The organism is Gillisia lutea (assembly GCF_021568705.1).
Lineage (GTDB): Bacteria > Bacteroidota > Bacteroidia > Flavobacteriales > Flavobacteriaceae > Gillisia > Gillisia lutea.
Genome location: NZ_JAKGTH010000007.1, coordinates 468,222 through 485,156, shown reverse-complemented (window position 1 = coordinate 485,156; position 16,935 = coordinate 468,222). Strand labels below are relative to the sequence as shown.

The 16,935-nt window shown below is 36.3% G+C and carries 18 protein-coding genes; 11 read left to right on the top strand and 7 right to left on the bottom strand.

The window, feature by feature from the left end; translation table 11 throughout:
* Nucleotides 1-9: 9 nt before the first annotated feature.
* Entirely contained in the window at nt 10-1,320 is a 1,311-nt protein-coding gene (gene pabB, locus L1I30_RS06525) for an aminodeoxychorismate synthase component I (protein WP_236133460.1), read from the bottom strand.
* 4 nt (nt 1,321-1,324) lie between these two features.
* Nucleotides 1,325-1,861, bottom strand: a complete 537-nt coding sequence (locus tag L1I30_RS06520) for an NADPH-dependent FMN reductase (protein WP_236133459.1) — start codon at nt 1,859-1,861, stop codon at nt 1,325-1,327.
* 207 nt (nt 1,862-2,068) lie between these two features.
* Between L1I30_RS06520 and L1I30_RS06515 the strand changes: the two genes are divergently transcribed.
* Both L1I30_RS06515 and L1I30_RS06510 read left to right on the top strand, forming a co-directional pair.
* The gene (locus tag L1I30_RS06515) at nt 2,069-3,421 is read left to right on the top strand and encodes a DEAD/DEAH box helicase (RefSeq protein ID WP_236133458.1); all 1,353 of its coding nucleotides are present in this window, start codon (nt 2,069-2,071) and stop codon (nt 3,419-3,421) included.
* Between the two features lie 25 nt (nt 3,422-3,446).
* Entirely contained in the window at nt 3,447-4,325 is an 879-nt protein-coding gene (locus tag L1I30_RS06510) for an aldose 1-epimerase family protein (RefSeq protein ID WP_236133457.1), read from the top strand.
* Between the two features lie 274 nt (nt 4,326-4,599).
* On the opposite strand, the gene lpdA is transcribed toward L1I30_RS06510, so the two are convergent.
* Both lpdA and L1I30_RS06500 read right to left on the bottom strand, forming a co-directional pair.
* Nucleotides 4,600-6,003, bottom strand: a complete 1,404-nt coding sequence (lpdA, locus tag L1I30_RS06505; RefSeq protein WP_236133456.1) for a dihydrolipoyl dehydrogenase — start codon at nt 6,001-6,003, stop codon at nt 4,600-4,602.
* A gap of 97 nt (nt 6,004-6,100) precedes the next feature.
* Nucleotides 6,101-6,559 (bottom strand): Lrp/AsnC family transcriptional regulator, encoded by a 459-nt coding sequence (locus L1I30_RS06500; RefSeq protein WP_236133455.1) that lies wholly within the window; start codon nt 6,557-6,559, stop codon nt 6,101-6,103.
* A gap of 162 nt (nt 6,560-6,721) precedes the next feature.
* Here L1I30_RS06500 and L1I30_RS06495 point away from each other — a divergent pair, with 162 nt between their 5' ends.
* From L1I30_RS06495 to L1I30_RS06465, 7 genes are all read left to right on the top strand, one after another.
* The gene (locus L1I30_RS06495; protein ID WP_236133454.1) at nt 6,722-7,924 is read left to right on the top strand and encodes an aminotransferase class I/II-fold pyridoxal phosphate-dependent enzyme; all 1,203 of its coding nucleotides are present in this window, start codon (nt 6,722-6,724) and stop codon (nt 7,922-7,924) included.
* Between the two features lie 262 nt (nt 7,925-8,186).
* Nucleotides 8,187-9,665: a Na+/H+ antiporter NhaC gene (nhaC, locus tag L1I30_RS06490; protein WP_236133453.1), complete on the top strand. Its 1,479-nt coding sequence runs from the start codon at nt 8,187-8,189 to the stop codon at nt 9,663-9,665.
* Nucleotides 9,666-9,844: 179 nt separating this feature from the next.
* Nucleotides 9,845-10,483 (top strand): peroxiredoxin, encoded by a 639-nt coding sequence (locus L1I30_RS06485; RefSeq protein ID WP_236133452.1) that lies wholly within the window; start codon nt 9,845-9,847, stop codon nt 10,481-10,483.
* A 13-nt stretch (nt 10,484-10,496) separates the two neighbouring features.
* Nucleotides 10,497-10,811, top strand: coding sequence for a thioredoxin family protein (locus tag L1I30_RS06480; protein ID WP_236133451.1), 315 nt, complete (start codon nt 10,497-10,499; stop codon nt 10,809-10,811).
* Nucleotides 10,792-11,040 carry a DUF6952 family protein gene (locus L1I30_RS06475; RefSeq protein ID WP_236133450.1) on the top strand — a complete coding sequence of 83 codons (249 nt, stop codon included), beginning with the start codon at nt 10,792-10,794 and terminating at the stop codon, nt 11,038-11,040. The genes L1I30_RS06480 and L1I30_RS06475 overlap by 20 nt, the downstream gene beginning before the upstream one ends.
* A 133-nt stretch (nt 11,041-11,173) precedes the next feature.
* A complete protein-coding gene (tpx, locus tag L1I30_RS06470; RefSeq protein WP_236133449.1) occupies nt 11,174-11,674 on the top strand; it encodes a thiol peroxidase in 501 nt (166 codons plus the stop codon).
* The gene (locus L1I30_RS06465; protein WP_236133448.1) at nt 11,674-12,051 is read left to right on the top strand and encodes a diacylglycerol kinase; all 378 of its coding nucleotides are present in this window, start codon (nt 11,674-11,676) and stop codon (nt 12,049-12,051) included. Before tpx ends, L1I30_RS06465 begins: the two co-directional genes overlap by 1 nt.
* Before the next feature lie 66 nt (nt 12,052-12,117).
* On the opposite strand, the gene gloA2 is transcribed toward L1I30_RS06465, so the two are convergent.
* From gloA2 to L1I30_RS06450, 3 genes are read right to left on the bottom strand one after another with little or no spacing between them, the layout of a single operon-like run.
* The gene (gene gloA2 / locus L1I30_RS06460) at nt 12,118-12,507 is read right to left on the bottom strand and encodes an SMU1112c/YaeR family gloxylase I-like metalloprotein (RefSeq protein WP_236133588.1); all 390 of its coding nucleotides are present in this window, start codon (nt 12,505-12,507) and stop codon (nt 12,118-12,120) included.
* A gap of 13 nt (nt 12,508-12,520) precedes the next feature.
* Nucleotides 12,521-12,973, bottom strand: a complete 453-nt coding sequence (locus L1I30_RS06455) for a GNAT family N-acetyltransferase (RefSeq protein ID WP_236133447.1) — start codon at nt 12,971-12,973, stop codon at nt 12,521-12,523.
* A gap of 15 nt (nt 12,974-12,988) precedes the next feature.
* On the bottom strand, nt 12,989-13,399 hold the full coding sequence (locus L1I30_RS06450; protein WP_236133446.1) for a hypothetical protein: 411 nt from the start codon (nt 13,397-13,399) through the stop codon (nt 12,989-12,991).
* Nucleotides 13,400-13,889: 490 nt separating this feature from the next.
* Here L1I30_RS06450 and L1I30_RS06445 point away from each other — a divergent pair, with 490 nt between their 5' ends.
* Nucleotides 13,890-16,268 carry a DNA translocase FtsK gene (locus L1I30_RS06445; RefSeq protein WP_236133445.1) on the top strand — a complete coding sequence of 793 codons (2,379 nt, stop codon included), beginning with the start codon at nt 13,890-13,892 and terminating at the stop codon, nt 16,266-16,268.
* 21 nt (nt 16,269-16,289) lie between these two features.
* Complete coding sequence (lolA1, locus tag L1I30_RS06440; RefSeq protein ID WP_236133444.1) at nt 16,290-16,934, top strand: outer membrane lipoprotein periplasmic chaperone LolA1; 645 nt, start codon at nt 16,290-16,292, stop codon at nt 16,932-16,934.
* Nucleotide 16,935 lies beyond the last annotated feature (1 nt).

Genomic DNA, 16,935 nt, shown 5'->3' with positions numbered 1-16,935 from the left:
AAGGAGTTTTTAAATTGAGGTAAGTACTTTGCGCATAGCTTTAGCTTTCAAAAGACATTCTTCATATTCCATCTCAGGAATGGAGCGAGCCGTAATTGCCCCTCCTACCGAAAATGATGTATATTTTCTATCGGCGTTATAAAGTATGCTACGTATTACCACATTAAAATCGAAATCTCCTTCAGGCATAAAATATCCCACCGCCCCACTATAAAGTCCGCGTTTGGTTTCTTCCAGTTCTTCAATAATCTTCATTGCTGATATTTTTGGAGCTCCGGTCATACTTCCCATAGGAAAAGTAGCTCTTAGAACTTCCACTGGAGGGATTCCAACTTCCAGCTGTGCTGAAACTGTGGAGATCATTTGATGCACCTGCTGAAAAGAGTATATCTCACACAACTCCTCCACTTTTACACTGCCCTTTTTAGCTATTTTAGAAAGATCGTTCCGCACTAAATCTACAATCATCACATTCTCCGAACGTTCCTTTAAATCATTCTGTAAGGCTTGTGCAATGGCTTGATCTTCAAGTTCATCTGCCGATCTTCTTGCCGTTCCTTTAATAGGTTGTGAGATAAGCTTAGTACCGGTCTTCCTTATATAACGTTCAGGAGAGGCACTCAAAAGGTAATTCTTTTCTAATTTCATGAAGCAGGAAAAGGGCGGAGATGAAATTTCATTTAGATTTTTGAAAACCTGGAATGGTTGAATTTCATGATCTTCGGAATAAAATTCCTGACAAAAATTCGCCTCATAAATATTACCTCTATGAATATGATGAAGCATTTCCTGAACCTTATGCAAATAGCTTTGTTTTGAAATACGCGCTTTAATCTCCCGTGGCTTCGAATCCTTAAGCGGCTTATCAACATTATTTTGCTCTGTAGAAAAATGAAGGATTTCTTCCATATCAGCGTCCATTTCATCATCTACCATTTTTAAATACCTCAACTCCACTTTCTGTCCTATTACAAGAAAGATCTTTTGTGGCTGAAAAAAATAGAGATCAGGAAAATGAAGTCCGTCAAAATTTTTAGAGCTAAGTGCTTCCACATCATTTTTTAGATCGTAAGACAGATATCCAAAAAGCCAATCTTTATTTCGCTCCTGGTACTCCAATAGTTTGTTAAACGCTTCTGTATAATCGGTTTTAATTGCCGTGAAAGCTTCCACCGCTAGAACAGCATCAAAATTTGATTCTTTTTGAGGGTAGTTATTACTATCTAACCAAGCTATTTCATAGAACTGCTGACTCCAGGAAAGCAACTTCTCCTTAAAAACAGCAACATCCTGGATAGGGTATTCTTTATGGGTACGCACTTATTTAATTCTCAATTTCGTGCGCAAAGGTAGTTAACACATCTTCAATCCCCATATTAAGCACCTCGTTTTGTACCGTATCATCTTTAAAATTATCATTGAAAGAAGGAAAACTGAAACTTTCCACAACCTTACCTCCAAATCTCGGAATAATACCTTTTGCATATTCCAGAGCCGATGCTGCCCCACGTGCCCCTGGAGAAGTACTTACCAATAAGATCTTTTTATCTAATAAAAAATTTCTGTCTATTCGAGACAACCAGTCTATAATATTTTTAAAAAATGCCGAAACCATCCCATTATGTTCGTTAACTGAAATAATGAGCGCATCGCTTTCGGCGATAAGATTTTTCAGCACACTTATATCTACAGGAAATCCTTTTTCATTTTGATGATCCACGCTAAACATAGGAAATTCAAAATCGGTTAATTTGATAAGTTTGATATCATGACCATTAATACGATTCGTAACATGAGTAACAAATTTATGATTTATGGAAGTACTGCTATTTGAACCGGCAAAGGCCAAGATCTTTTTCATATTTTATATTTAAGACTTCCAAAAATACCTAAAATTACATGGCAAATCATTTTTAAAAATTATAAAAATGAGCCAAAAAAGGCATCCACCATTAAAAATGAGTGTGAAATTTCTCAATAAAAGCTATCTTTTTATTATTTCTATCCCCTTTCTACCAGTTTCTTAAAGATCAAGACTTACCTTTGCAGCTAATAAAAATAGCACGTAGTGACTTTTCAGGATTTAAATTTAAATACGCCCTTATTAAACGCTTTGGAAGACTTACAATTCCAAACTCCAACTCCTATTCAGGAACAAGCATTTTCAGCAATTATGTCTGGAAAAGATGTGGTAGGGATCGCGCAAACAGGAACCGGTAAAACCTTCGCTTATATGCTTCCTATTTTAAGGATGCTTAAATATTCGGAACAAAAGAATCCGCGTGTGCTAGTACTTGTGCCTACCAGAGAACTTGTAGTACAGGTTGTTGAGGAGATTGAAAAATTAACAGCTTACATGAATACCAGAGTTGTTGGAATTTATGGAGGCACCAACATAAACACTCAGCATCAGGAAGTAATGCAAGGGTTAGATATAATAGTTGCCACCCCAGGTAGATTGTATGATCTTATTTTGCGTCGCGCCATCCAGATGAAATCCATTCAGAAGCTGGTTATAGATGAAGTTGATGTGATGCTGGATCTTGGATTTAGATTTCAGATCAACAATATTTTGGAACTCTTGCCGGTAAACAGGCAGAATATCATGTTCTCAGCAACAATGACAGAGGCGGTGGAAGAATTGATAGATATCAATTTCAAGCAACCTCAAAAAATATCGGTAGCTATTAGTGGTACTCCCTTAGATAACATTGAACAACGCGGTTACAAAATCCAGAATTTCCATACTAAAGCTAATTTCTTACGAGAGCTCTTAAAGGATAAAGAAACCTATTCAAAAGTGTTGATCTTCGTAGGTTACAAAAGAATGGCCGACAGGTTATTTGAATTGCTGAATGAAGAATTTGTGGATGAATGCACCGTAATTCACTCCAATAAAACGCAAAATTATAGACTCAGAAGTATTCGCCAGTTTGGGGATGGTTTTTGCCGTGTTCTGGTAGCGACCGATGTAATGGCCCGTGGCTTGGACATAGAAAATGTATCTCATGTTATCAATTTCGATACTCCTGAATACCCCGAAAATTATATGCACCGAATTGGTAGAACAGGACGTGCTGAAAAACAGGGTATTTCCTTACTTCTTACTACTGAAAAGGAGGAAGAGAATCTTGAAAAGATCGAGTACCTAATGAATATGACCGTGCCTCAATATGATCTACCTGAAAATGTTGAGATCTCTACCGTTCTAATCCCTGAAGAACAGCCCAAGGTGTTTGAAATAAATAATCCTGGAAAACAAAATGATGAAGATGCTCCGGGACCTGCGTTTCATGAAAAGAGTCTTAAAAATCAGAAAGTGAATTTAGGAGGATCTTACAGACGGGAGATCGCAAAGAAATACAAAAAACCTAAAACAAGGGGAGACAAGAATTACAATAGAAGAAATAAGAAAAAATAACACTCTTATAGAAACCACTCTTTGTATGCAGGTACATAAAATTGAGAATGATAAGTTAAGTATTGAAGTAAAGACTGCCGGAGCCGAACTTTGCAGCATCAAGAATAAAGAAACAGGTTTAGAGTATATCTGGCAGGGAGATCCTGAGGTTTGGAACAGTCATGCCCCGGTCTTGTTCCCCATTGTTGGTGGTTTGAAAGAGGATCGTTTTCAATTTGAAGGAAACTGGTTCGAAATGCCGCGACACGGAATTTTTAGAAGGAATCCGGAAGTTTCTTTAAAAAGTAGTGATGACAGTACCTTATGTTTTTCCTTGCGCTCTTCAGAAGCAAGCTTAAAGAAATATCCCTTTAAGTTTGAATTTGAAGTGACGTTCGAATTGGAAGAATCTCAACTTAAAATAAGTCACGAGGTTACTAATTTAGATGTAAACCCCTTATATTTCTCTGTAGGTGGTCATCCCGCATTTAATGCCCCGCTATATGACGGTGAAGAATATTCCGAATATTATCTTGAATTTGATCGACCTATAACTGTTAATACTCATGTACTGGATAAAGATGGATTGGTAACAAATAAAACTCTTCCTGTTCTAAAAAATGAATCTCAATTAAAACTGCATAAAAACCTATTTGATAAAGATGCGCTCATCTTTAAAAATATCACATCCAAACAGGTTGCATTAAAGAGTAAGCAACATGGTCTAATTTTAAATGTTAGTTATGAAGATTTTCAACATTTAGGAATATGGGCGAAACCTAAGGCACCTTATGTGTGTATAGAACCATGGTTAGGAATTGCAGATAGCAGCAACACCAATCAGGACCTAAAAACAAAAGAAGGCATTAATAAATTAATGCCTTCTCACAAATTTACAGCCGCTTATACTATTACAATAGCCTAAGCGCGTTTTATAAATTAACTTCTGGTTTTCTTTTTAGCAGCTTTAGCAGCACGCTTTTCTTTCAAGCTCAGCACAGCTTCTTTCTTTGCTGAATTCTTCGAAGGGGATTTCTCTTTTGCCATGGTTTCTGTTTATTACAGTTTAATGAATAAATGTACATAAACTTATGATACCAAATTTGAGTTTTTACCACAGCCTTAAATAAAAATACAAGGCATAAAAAATCCCGATAAAAATTATTCATCGGGACCTTATACCAGTATTATATAAATCTTTATATGTGCATTGCTCTATCGTTAGCTGCCATTGCAGCTTCTTTTACAGCTTCAGCATAAGTTGGATGCGCATGACTCATTCTTGCAATATCTTCAGCAGAAGCTCTAAATTCCATTGCGGTAACGGCTTCAGCAATAAGATCGGCAACACGAGCTCCAATCATATGTACACCTAATACCTCATCGGTTTTAGCATCTGTCAATATTTTCACCAATCCGTCAGTATCTCCACTTGCTCTAGATCTTCCTAATGCACGCATTGGAAATTTCCCTTCTTTATAATCCACTCCTGCTTCTTTCAATTCCTCTTCAGTTTTTCCAACTGCAGCAACTTCAGGCCATGTGTAAACAACTCCCGGGATTAGGTTATAATCGATATGAGGCTTTTGTCCGGCAATGATTTCAGCAACAAAAGTTCCTTCTTCTTCAGCTTTGTGAGCTAACATTGCACCACGAACCACATCTCCAATCGCGTAGATGTTCTTTACATTAGTTTGTAAATGTTCGTTCACCGTGATCATTCCACGCTCACCTACTTCTACTCCGGCAGCATCAGCTTTTAAACCATCGGTAAAGGGCCTTCTTCCAACAGAAACCAAGCAGTAATCTGCTTTAAATTCTACTTCATTTCCTTTCTTATCATCTGCCTTTACTACAACTTCATCTCCATTACGCTCTACAGATTTTACTTTATGACTTACATGGAATTTGATTCCTTGTTTTTTAAGCACTTTGGTAAGCTCTTTAGACAAGGCGGAATCCATAGTTGGAATAATTCTATCTAAATATTCTACTACCGTAACTTCAGCTCCAAGTCTTTTATAAACCTGTCCTAATTCCAAACCAATCACTCCTCCTCCAATAACAACTAAATGCTTCGGGATTTCTTTTAATTTTAAAGCCTCTGTAGAAGTGATCACTCTTTCTTTATCTAGAGTGATAAAGGGTAGATTGGATGGTTTTGATCCGGTTGCGATAATGATATTCTTAGCTTCCAGCGTTATTGATTCTCCATCATTTTTATCGACCACTACATGAGTATCATCTTTAAAGGAACCAACACCTTCGTAAACATCAATCTTATTTTTATCCATTAAAAACTTAACGCCATCACAGGTTTGAGAAACTACTGCAGCCTTACGTTTCATCATTTGTTCCAAATTCACTTTTACCTCACCAGGAATTTCGATTCCATGTTCTTCAAAATGCCTTACAGCATCATCAAAATGATGAGAAGAATCTAATAAGGCTTTACTTGGAATACAGCCTACATTTAGACAGGTTCCTCCTAAAGTTGAATATTTTTCAATGATTGCAGTTTTCAATCCTAGTTGTGCGCAGCGAATGGCAGCCACGTATCCACCGGGACCTGATCCAATTACTACTACATCATATGTGCTCATAAGTAAGTTTTTAATATTTTTTTTCAGTTGAAAGCAAAAGTACGACTATTCTCCACAATGACCAATCCTTGAAATTGAGCATATTTCATTTTTAACCTTATAGTGATATTGCTGTGGTACTCTTTATAGGGCTAATTATAAAGGTGCTTTGCGTGCTGCCAATGTGTTCCAGATTTGTGAGTTTAGTCACCATAAATTCGCGATATGCTTCCATATCTTTTACAAGTATCTTTAAGATGTAATCATACTCTCCGCTTACATGATAACACTCTAACACCTCCTGAAGTTTCGCCACTTCATTTTCAAATTTTATTACATAGCTCTTCGAGTGCTGAACCAATTTGATCTGGCAAAACACCATAAAACCTTTCTCTATTAGTTCTGGTTTAACCAATGCGACGTAGTTAGAAATAACTTTGTTTCGCTCTAATCGCTTTATACGTTCAAAAATTGCTGTAACGGATAAATTGAGTCCAAGTGATAATTCCTTATTGGTGATCTTACTATCTTTTTGCAATTGATGCAGGATCTTTTTATCGATATCATCTAATTTCATATGCTGAAAAAAAATCGGTTATTACGCAGCAATCTATAAAATTTAAGATTCATATTCACATATAAACTCATTTAACAGATTAAAATTCTAAATAAAATCTCCCTTATTGACTTTTATTCCGATTTTATCTTTCTTTGGTAGAATCATAAAATAATTCTTACCATGAAATACAAACCGGCAAACCATATTCAGGATCTTCAATATTTTGGAGAATTTGGAGGCGTGAACCCTTCAATTTCCGATTCTTCCACTTACACTTTCCTATCAGCAAAGACCATGTTCGATACTTTTGAAGGAAATGCTGATGGATGTTATTTATACTCTCGTCACTCTACCCCATCAAATCTTTATTTAGGAGAAGCCTTGGCTGCAATGGAGGGAACAGAAACCGCCAATGTTGCCGCTTCAGGTATGGGAGCTATTACTGCTGCCCTGCTACAAGTATGTAAAGCAGGTGACCATATTGTTTCAAGTCGCACTATTTACGGAGGGACTTATGCTTTTCTAAAGAATTTCGCACCAAGATTTAATATTGAAACCTCGTTTGTGGATATTACCAAACTGGAAGCAGTGGAGGCAGCGATTACCAAAGACACTAAAGTGCTTTATTGCGAATCGGTAAGTAATCCACTTTTAGAAGTGGCAGATATTAAAGGACTTTCGGATATCGCCAAAAAACACGGTTTAGTATTAATGGTAGATAACACATTTTCACCTTTATCAATCACTCCTACCGAACTTGGTGCCGATGTAGTTTTACACAGTTTAACCAAATTCATTAACGGTTCCAGCGATACTGTTGGAGGAGTTACCTGTGGTTCTCAGGAATTCATCAATTCTTTAAGAAGTGTAATTGACGGAGCCAACATGTTATTGGGGCCAACCATGGACAGCTTACGTTCAGCTTCTATTCTAAAGAACATGCGTACACTTCATATTAGAATGAAGCAACACAGCAAAAACGCGATGTTCCTCGCTCAAAAATTTGAAGCCGATGGTTTTAAAACCGTATATCCAGGACTTCCTTCTCACCCAAGTCATGAGATCTACAAATCTATGATGAATGAAGATTATGGTTTTGGAGGAATGTTAACCATTGATATTGGAAGCTTGGACAAGGCTAATGAATTGATGGAATTAATGCAAGAACGAAATCTAGGGTATCTGGCCGTAAGCTTAGGTTTCTATAAAACTTTATTCAGTGCCCCGGGAACTTCTACATCTTCAGAAATTCCGGAGGAAGAACAAAAAGAAATGGGACTTACCGACGGACTTATCCGTTTTTCTATTGGGCTGGATAATGATATTGAACGCACTTATGAGATGATGAAAAAATGTATGAAAGATGTAGGTGTATTAAAATAACATATAAACCCATCTTAACTTCAAACCTGTTTTAAAAGACAAGCAACTTTTAAAACAGGTTTTTTTTATGTCTTATCCCTTAATAACCTGATTCATATTACAAGAATTAAACACATTCAATATTTTGAAACAAAGCATATTAAACCCACTCATTTAACTCAATAAAACAAGTAATATTCAGCCTTTACTTACACCCTTATTTACTTAGACTTGCAGAATATACCTTAAAATCGTAACATTACGTTCCAAAAAATATAACTGAATGGAAGGCCAAACACACCACCCTGAGAATGATCCTATTGTTGAAAATAAAGAATTAAATATTTGGGAAGCACTTATTCCTGTTATTGTTCTGGTGGCAATGTTAGCTTTTAATGTTTTTGTGTTTGGAGACGATGCATTAAGCGGTTCCAATCAATTCATATTGCTTTTAGGAGGTGCTGTAGCTGCAATTGTGGGTTACTTCAATAAAGTGGATTATAACAAAATGATCGATGAAGTAGCTAACAATGTACAAAGCACCACGGGAGCGCTTCTAATACTGCTGATGGTCGGTGCATTAGCAGGGACCTGGATGGTAAGCGGAATTATACCAACCATGATCTATTACGGTCTTCAAATTCTTAATCCTACTATCTTCTTAGCTGCCTGTGTGGTAATATGTTCTGTGATATCTGTAGCAACAGGAAGTAGCTGGACAACCTCTGCTACCGTAGGTATTGCTTTAATTGGAATTGCAGAAGCTTTAGGGATATCTGTAGGGATGACAGCAGGCGCAATATTGTCTGGAGCCTACTTCGGAGACAAACTATCTCCTTTAAGCGACACTACAAATCTAGCACCCGCAATGGCTGGAACTGACTTATTTACACATATTAGATATATGCTTTTAACCACGGTTCCTACAATTACAATCACCATATTACTTTTTGTTATAATAGGATTTAACCTGGATGTTTCCGGTAGTACAGATACTACTGAAATACTTAATTCCATCGAAAAAGCATTTACCATCACCCCATGGCTATTCCTGGTTCCCTTAATTGTTATTTTCTTGATAGTTAAGAAAACCTCCCCCTTAATAGCGCTATTAATTGGAACCTTATTAGGTGCAGTAGCAGCATTAGTTTTTCAACCTAATATTATTGCTGAAATAGCGGGAACTGAAACTTTAGATTTTATAAGTGGCTATAAAGGAATCATGAATGCCATAACGGTAGATACATCTATAACCACCGATAATGCTAATTTAAATGAACTTTTCTCGTCAGGAGGAATGGCTGGAATGCTAGGCACAATCTGGCTTATTATTTGCGCAATGGTTTTTGGAGGGATTATGGAAGCTATTGGGGCGTTAGCAAGAATAAGCAAGGCCCTTCTAAATTTATTCCATACCACTTTCGGGTTATTTGCAAGTACCGTATTTAGTTGCCTTGCACTTAATGTTACGGCCTCCGATCAGTATCTTGCCATCGTGGTACCAGGAAAGATGTTTGCTAAAGCCTATAGAGAAAAAGGACTGGCTCCCGAAAATTTAAGTAGAACCTTAGAAGATTCAGGAACGGTAACATCGGTATTAGTTCCCTGGAATACATGCGGAGCATATCATAGTAGCGTACTTGGAGTGCCGGTGGTTTCATACGTGGGCTATGCTTTCTTTAATTATTTAAGTCCTTTCGTAACCTTAATATTTGCCGCATTCAGCATTAAGATAAAGCAGCTATCTACGCAACGCACTTAAAATCAAAAACATAAAAGGCAATATATCAGTCTTAAATAGAGCATTTCTATTTAAGACTGATTTAATTATAATCAAATCCTATTTCAGCATAAGAAATAAGCATGCAACTTTGGCTTCTGCATAGGCATAATTTTTACTTTTGCACCCGGAAAATAATTAGTAATTAAAAGATAAATTATATGGCTTTAGTAGGAAGAAAATTCCCTAATTTAAGTGTAAACGCAATGAACGAAATGGGTGATACTTTCAAGATCAACATTCTTGAAGAGGCTCAGAAAAATAACAAAAAAGTATTGTTATTCTGGTACCCTAAAGATTTCACTTTTGTATGCCCTACAGAATTACACGCTTTTCAAGCTGCAATGGAAGAGTTTGAAAAAAGAAATGTAATGGTTGTTGGTGCATCTTGTGATACTCCAGAAGTTCACTTTGCATGGTTAAATACTCCAAAAGACAACGGTGGTATTGAAGGAGTTACTTACCCAATTCTTGCAGATTCTAACAGAAACTTAAGCGCGCAACTTGGGATTTTAGATGTAACAAACGAACAGTACGACGAAGAAACCGGTGCAGTAACCGTAGAAGGCGACAACGTAACATATCGTGCAACTTACCTTATTGATGAAGAAGGTACCATTTTCCACGAGAGTGTAAACCATATGCCACTTGGAAGAAACGTAAAAGAATTCATCCGTTTGATTGATGCATATACACACGTACAGGAAAAAGGTGAGGTTTGTCCAGCAAACTGGGAAGAAGGAAAGGAAGCAATGAACGCTAACCGCGAAGGAGTTGCATCTTACCTAAGCTTAAACTAAAAAAAATAAGACTATGGTTAAGGAATTAGAATTAGATAATTTAAGTGAGATTGTTGCAGGTAACAACACTGTAGTGGTTCAGTATATGGCCGGATGGTGTGGTAATTGCCGAGTGATGAAGCCTAAGTTCAAGAAACTAGCAGGTGAAAACGAAGCTGCTACTTTCCTTATGGTGGATGCTGAAAAGTATCCTGAATCACGTAAACTGGCTAATGTAAATAACCTGCCAACTTTCGCATCTTTCAAAAATGGAAAATTAGTGAACCAAGTTCAAACAAATAAATTTGAACTATTAAAAGATCTAGTAGATGAAGTTGCCAGTAATTAGACATTTACAACGTAATAACGACACTCAAAAATTACAAAATACCATTGATGTATTGGAAAGTTTTACAGAGCATCGCTCTGTAACTGATGAAGAAATGGATGTAATTGGAGAATTGATCACTAATCTATGTGGCGCTGTGGAAGTGCACAAATTGATTGAAGAGGGAGACTCTGAAATTGACGCTGCCAACAACTTCGTCAAAAAAGTAATGGGGTCTATAGACCGTTAAAACCTTAGTTATAATGCATTACAAGGGCTGTTTTAAAATATAAAACAGCCCTTGTTGTTTTATGATAATTTTAGTAAATCCCTACAACTTATACATTAAATTTAGCTTCTGAATAACAAAAAGCCAACACATCATGTCGCAAATAACTTTAAGAGATAAAAAGATCAATACTTACGGAAGCCTTCCTGAAATGGGTGAAAAAGCTCCTCATTTTGAGCTTGTTACATCCGACTTATCTACAGTAAGCCTTAAGGATTTTCAAGGTAAACGCGTAATATTGAATATTTTCCCAAGCATAGATACCAATGTATGTGCAACTTCTGTAAGAAACTTCAACGAGCGTGCAACCAAACTAAATAACACCGAGGTGTTATGTATTTCACGTGACCTTCCCTTCGCTCAAAAAAGATTTGTGAATGATGAAGGACTAAAAAATGTAACCAATCTATCCGATTTCCGTCAGGGTGATTTTGGGAAAGATTATGGGGTAGAAATGATGGACGGGCCTTTGGCAGGCTTGCTTTCCCGCGTTGTAATTGTTTTAGATGAAGAAGGAAAAGTGATTCATAGTCAACAAGTACCCGATATTTCCGAAGAACCTGATTATCTTGCAGCTTTAAAATCACTTTTATAATGCGAGACAGTTATATTGGAAAGCGAATTAAAGGCGGAGGTTATGCCATTAAAGGAGCTTTCTTATTAATTAAACATGAACACAGTATACAGGTACAAATAGGAGTTTCTATAATAGTCACCATCGCAGGATTTTATTTTGACATCTCCAAAATAGAGTGGATCTTTCAGATAATAGCCATGGGAATGGTGCTTTGTGCAGAAGGGATTAATTCTGCTATAGAAGAAATTGCAGATTTTGTGCATCCCGATTTTCATTCCAAAATAGGCTATATTAAAGATGTGGCAGCAGGAGCAGTTTTATTCGCAGCATTAACAGCTGTTATTATTGCAGGATTTATCTATCTCCCCTACATTTTCCCCAATTATGAGTGGTAGCTAATGCTTATAAAACAATAAATATCATCCTAAAGAGCAGTAAAAACCTATTAATTTTACTGCTCTTTATTTTTGATAGAATTCTATAGGTAAGCCATCAGGATCGGCTATAAAAGTGAATTTTTTATCGGTAATCTCATCAACACGGATTGGCTCTGCTAAAATATTCATTGCTTTTAATTGATTTATAACCTCTTCTACACTATCTACTTCAAAAGCTAAATGCCTAAGGCCGGCAGCTTCCGGTCTTGAAGTGCGCTCGGGTGGCTTAGGAAAAGAGAATAATTCTATGGTATAACTACCATTAAGCGAAAGGTCTAATTTATAGGATTCCCTATCCTCTCTATATATTTCCCTAATTATATCAAACCCCAAAATATCAGTATAAAAATTCTTTGATCGCTTATAATTAGAACAAATAATCGCAATATGGTGCACCTTATTTATCTTGATCATCATCTTCTTCTAATTAAGAATTCAAATCCTTCCTGAAACAGATACTTGTATTCACCTCTTTATATTGTCCGTAATTGGGAATAACACGATAATTATTCTTTTTATATAAATGAACCGCCTCTTTAAAATGAATCCCAGTCTCCAATATGCAGGTTTTACAACCTAATTCTCCTGCCCAATCTTCCAGTTCTTTTAAAACCAAAGTCGCAATTCCCTTGCCCCTATTTTCTGGTGAAACGAACATTCTTTTTATTTCTCCGGTTTCTTCTTCATGTAATTTGATGGCACCACAACCCATTGCCAGATTACCGGAGTAAGCAATTACCACATATTTTATATTATCAATCTTGTTGAATTGAGAAAAGAACTCGTGATCTTCCCCATCCCGGATAAGCAAGTCTTCATCTAATGACTTCACCAATGAAACAAAATCCGGGTTTAGAGAAGTAGTTCTAACTAAATGCATTTTTAACAAACAGGTTTAGAATGGTAATAGATCGGGTTCAAGAAACTCTTTCTTAGCTTTTTCAGAATTAAAAATATCTATTTTATAATGAACGGACATCAACTCCTTAAAATTATATTTCAGTCTGGGGAATTCCAGTATAAAAGCTTTAAAATTAGTCGCCTGAGACTTTCGCATGAAGTGACTTACAGCTTTCACCGCTGCGGTGGTCAGGGTATGGTTATATTTTTCTTCAGCTCCCAAAAAACACACATAACTATATAATTGATAATTCACATTTTTTACCGCCTTGTCTAATCCATATTTCTTGATATGAATATATGCTAGTCTTAAATGCGCTTCATGACAACATAAAGCTGGATCTAATTGCGCTTTTTTAAACTGAAGTTCAAAATCGATATCCGTCAGTTCTAAGTGTTTTTCCATTCTTAATAAAAATTTATACTACATTAAAATTAAGTAATATCTATGGATTATGTTTAATTATAAGCCTTACCTGTTTTTAGGCAGCTTCTAAAAAAAACCTTTTCAACTTATTAAATTACACAAACATACTAATTTCTCATGTTGAGATTATAAGTAAACGGAAAACGTTTCAACCCCTAAAAATCAATTTTTATTAAAATTGATATAAGCTTTTCAGAAAGAAACATAATGAGCAAAACAAATCTATACTGTTAAAAGCGAAAAAAAAATTACTCAACTAAAAATCAATCCTTTAAAAACATTTGTGAGAAAAACACAGAACAAATAAGAAACTTAGTATAAATCATCCTCTTTGCTAGAATATTTAAAAAATCAGGCCGTTAACTTGAGGTGTTCCCCACAAAAATTGTGGATTGTTAATATTGAATACATTTTCCTTATTTTAGACACGCGCTAATTTGTATTTTTGCAAAAATTCCCCTTTAAATATATGGCCAAAAAGAAAGCCTCAACAAAAAAGACCAAGACATCCAAACTTAAAAAGCCGAGTTTAAAATTAACAAGGCAACAAAAAGTTGTTTTTGGAACCTTCTTATTTTTTATGGGATTGGCCTTGATAATTGCCTTTGCCTCCTTCCTGTTTAATTGGCAGGAAGATCAAAGCATACTAAACGAGTTGGGGAATCGTGAAGTGGTGGCTAAAAACTGGCTTAGCAAATTTGGAGCGAGTATCAGCAACTTTTTCATCTATAATGGCTTTGGTCTTGCAGCATTTATTCCCGCTGTTCTTATAAGTCTTTCCGGAATCTATCTGTTTTTCGGATATCAGCTTAACAAACTATTCAAATATTGGTTCTGGGGAATTCTAATGATGCTGTGGTGGGCCATCTTCTTTGGTTTCTTTGCACATAAAAATTCACTTTTAGGAGGACGTGTGGGATATGAGATCAACGACTATCTTCAAGATTACATTGGCTTCATAGGGACAGTACTATTATTAACCTTCCTTCTTATAGCCTATGTGGTGATACGATTAAAAGTAACTCCTGAGATGATTGGGAGCTATGTTAAAAATAAGAAAGGAGAATTAAAAGCTGATTTCAAAACGGCATCCGAGTCGGCACCTTCAGAAATTACCGAAGAGGAAGAAGACTGGGTTTCGGAATATGCGCCACCAGTTGAAAGTCCGATCATAAAAGAGACACCTAAGCCTGCGACACCAACAAATGAAATAAATTTTGATACTCCTCAAAAAACTCCGTCTAAACCATCAGCTCCCATTGAAGAGGTGAAAATGGAAGTTGAAACGGCAGAAGAAGAGGAAGTAGAAGATACCTTGAGTCAGAAGCTGGTAAAAGACTTTGGAGAATTCGATCCTACTTTGGAGCTTAGTAATTACAAATTTCCTACTATAGATCTTTTAAAAGATTACAATATCAATAGCGGTGGGATCACTGTAGATCAACAGGAATTAGAGGAAAACAAGAATAACATTGTAAATACACTTAAGAACTACAAAATAGAGATCGCCCAAATAAAAGCGACTGTAGGACCAACTGTTACTCTATATGAAATTGTACCGGAAGCAGGAATAAGGATTTCAAAGATCAAAAACTTAGAAGATGATATTGCATTATCACTTTCAGCGCTTGGTATACGTATAATTGCTCCAATTCCAGGGAAAGGAACCATCGGTATTGAAGTTCCAAACAAGAATGCCACAATCGTTTCTATGAGATCGGTGATAGCTTCACCAAAATTTCAAAATGCTGAAATGGAACTTCCTTTAGCTTTAGGGAAATCCATTTCTAATGAGACCTTTGTAGTAGACCTTGCTAAAATGCCTCACTTATTAATGGCAGGAGCAACAGGACAGGGAAAATCGGTGGGATTAAATGCTATCCTTACCTCCCTACTCTATTGCAAACATCCTGCAGAAGTGAAATTTGTATTGGTAGATCCTAAGAAAGTAGAATTAACACTTTTCAATAAAATTGAACGTCATTATCTGGCAAAATTACCCGATGATGGGGATGCTATTATAACCGACAATACCAAGGTGATTAACACCTTGAATTCACTTTGTATCGAAATGGACGACCGTTATAATCTCTTGAAGGATGCAATGGTTAGAAATATTAAAGAGTACAATGTTAAGTTTAAAGCCCGAAAACTAAACCCAGAAGATGGGCATAAATTTCTACCATACATCGTTTTGGTAATAGATGAATTTGCCGATCTAATTATGACTGCCGGGAAAGAAGTGGAAACTCCAATTGCCCGACTTGCACAGTTGGCAAGGGCTATAGGTATACACTTAATTATCGCCACACAACGTCCTTCGGTAAATGTAATTACCGGTATCATTAAAGCTAACTTCCCAGCGCGAGTAGCCTTTAGAGTAACTTCAAAGATAGACTCCAGAACAATTTTGGACAATCAGGGAGCCGACCAGCTTATAGGTCGCGGAGATATGCTTTTTACACAAGGAAACGATCTTATTAGATTACAATGTGCATTTGTAGATACACCTGAAGTTGATAAAATAACTGAATTTATTGGTTCACAAAAAGCTTATCCTGATGCCCACCTTCTTCCGGAATATCAAGGAGAGGAAAGTGGCATGGGACTTGATATTGATGTGAGCGAGCGAGACAAATTGTTTCGTGAAGCTGCTGAAGTTATTGTAATAGCACAACAAGGTTCGGCCTCCTTACTGCAAAGAAAGTTGAAATTAGGATATAATCGGGCCGGCCGAATTATCGATCAACTGGAAGCTGCAGGTGTGGTGGGTCCTTTTGAAGGAAGCAAAGCTCGACAGGTTCTTGTAACAGATATGGCATCGCTCGACGAACTACTTAATGACTAAAAAATAATTAAAGAAACAAAAATGAAACGTATATCTATTTTATTAATCGCCGTATTAAGCATTTTTTCTGCAAATGCCCAAGATTCTGCAAAAGCTAAAAAGTTACTGAACGAAGTATCTTCAAAAGTAAAATCTTATGACAATATGGTGATAGATTTTAAATATTCCCTTGAGAATAAAGCTGAAGATGTAAATCAGGAAACTCGCGGAGATGTGAGCATCAATGGAGATAAATATGTATTGAATTTAATGGGGACCACCCAATTATTTGATGGAAAGAAGATCTACACCATTATCCCGGAAGATCAGGAGATAAACATCTCTAATTATGTAGAAGAAGATGATAATAACATCACCCCTTCAAAAATGTTCACCTTCTATCAAGACGGATATACGTATAAATGGGATATCACTCAAGATATTAAAGGACGTAAGATCCAGTATATTAAACTTACTCCAATGGATAGCAATGCCGATGTAAAGAATATTTTATTAGGTATAGACAACCAAACAAAGCATATCTACAATCTTATTCAAACACAAGATAACGGAACGAAGATCACAATTACCGTGAGAAGTTTTAAAACCAATCAGCCGCTATCAAAGAGCCTTTTCTCTTTCAGCGAAGACAGATACAAAGATTTCTACATCAATAGATTAGATTAAA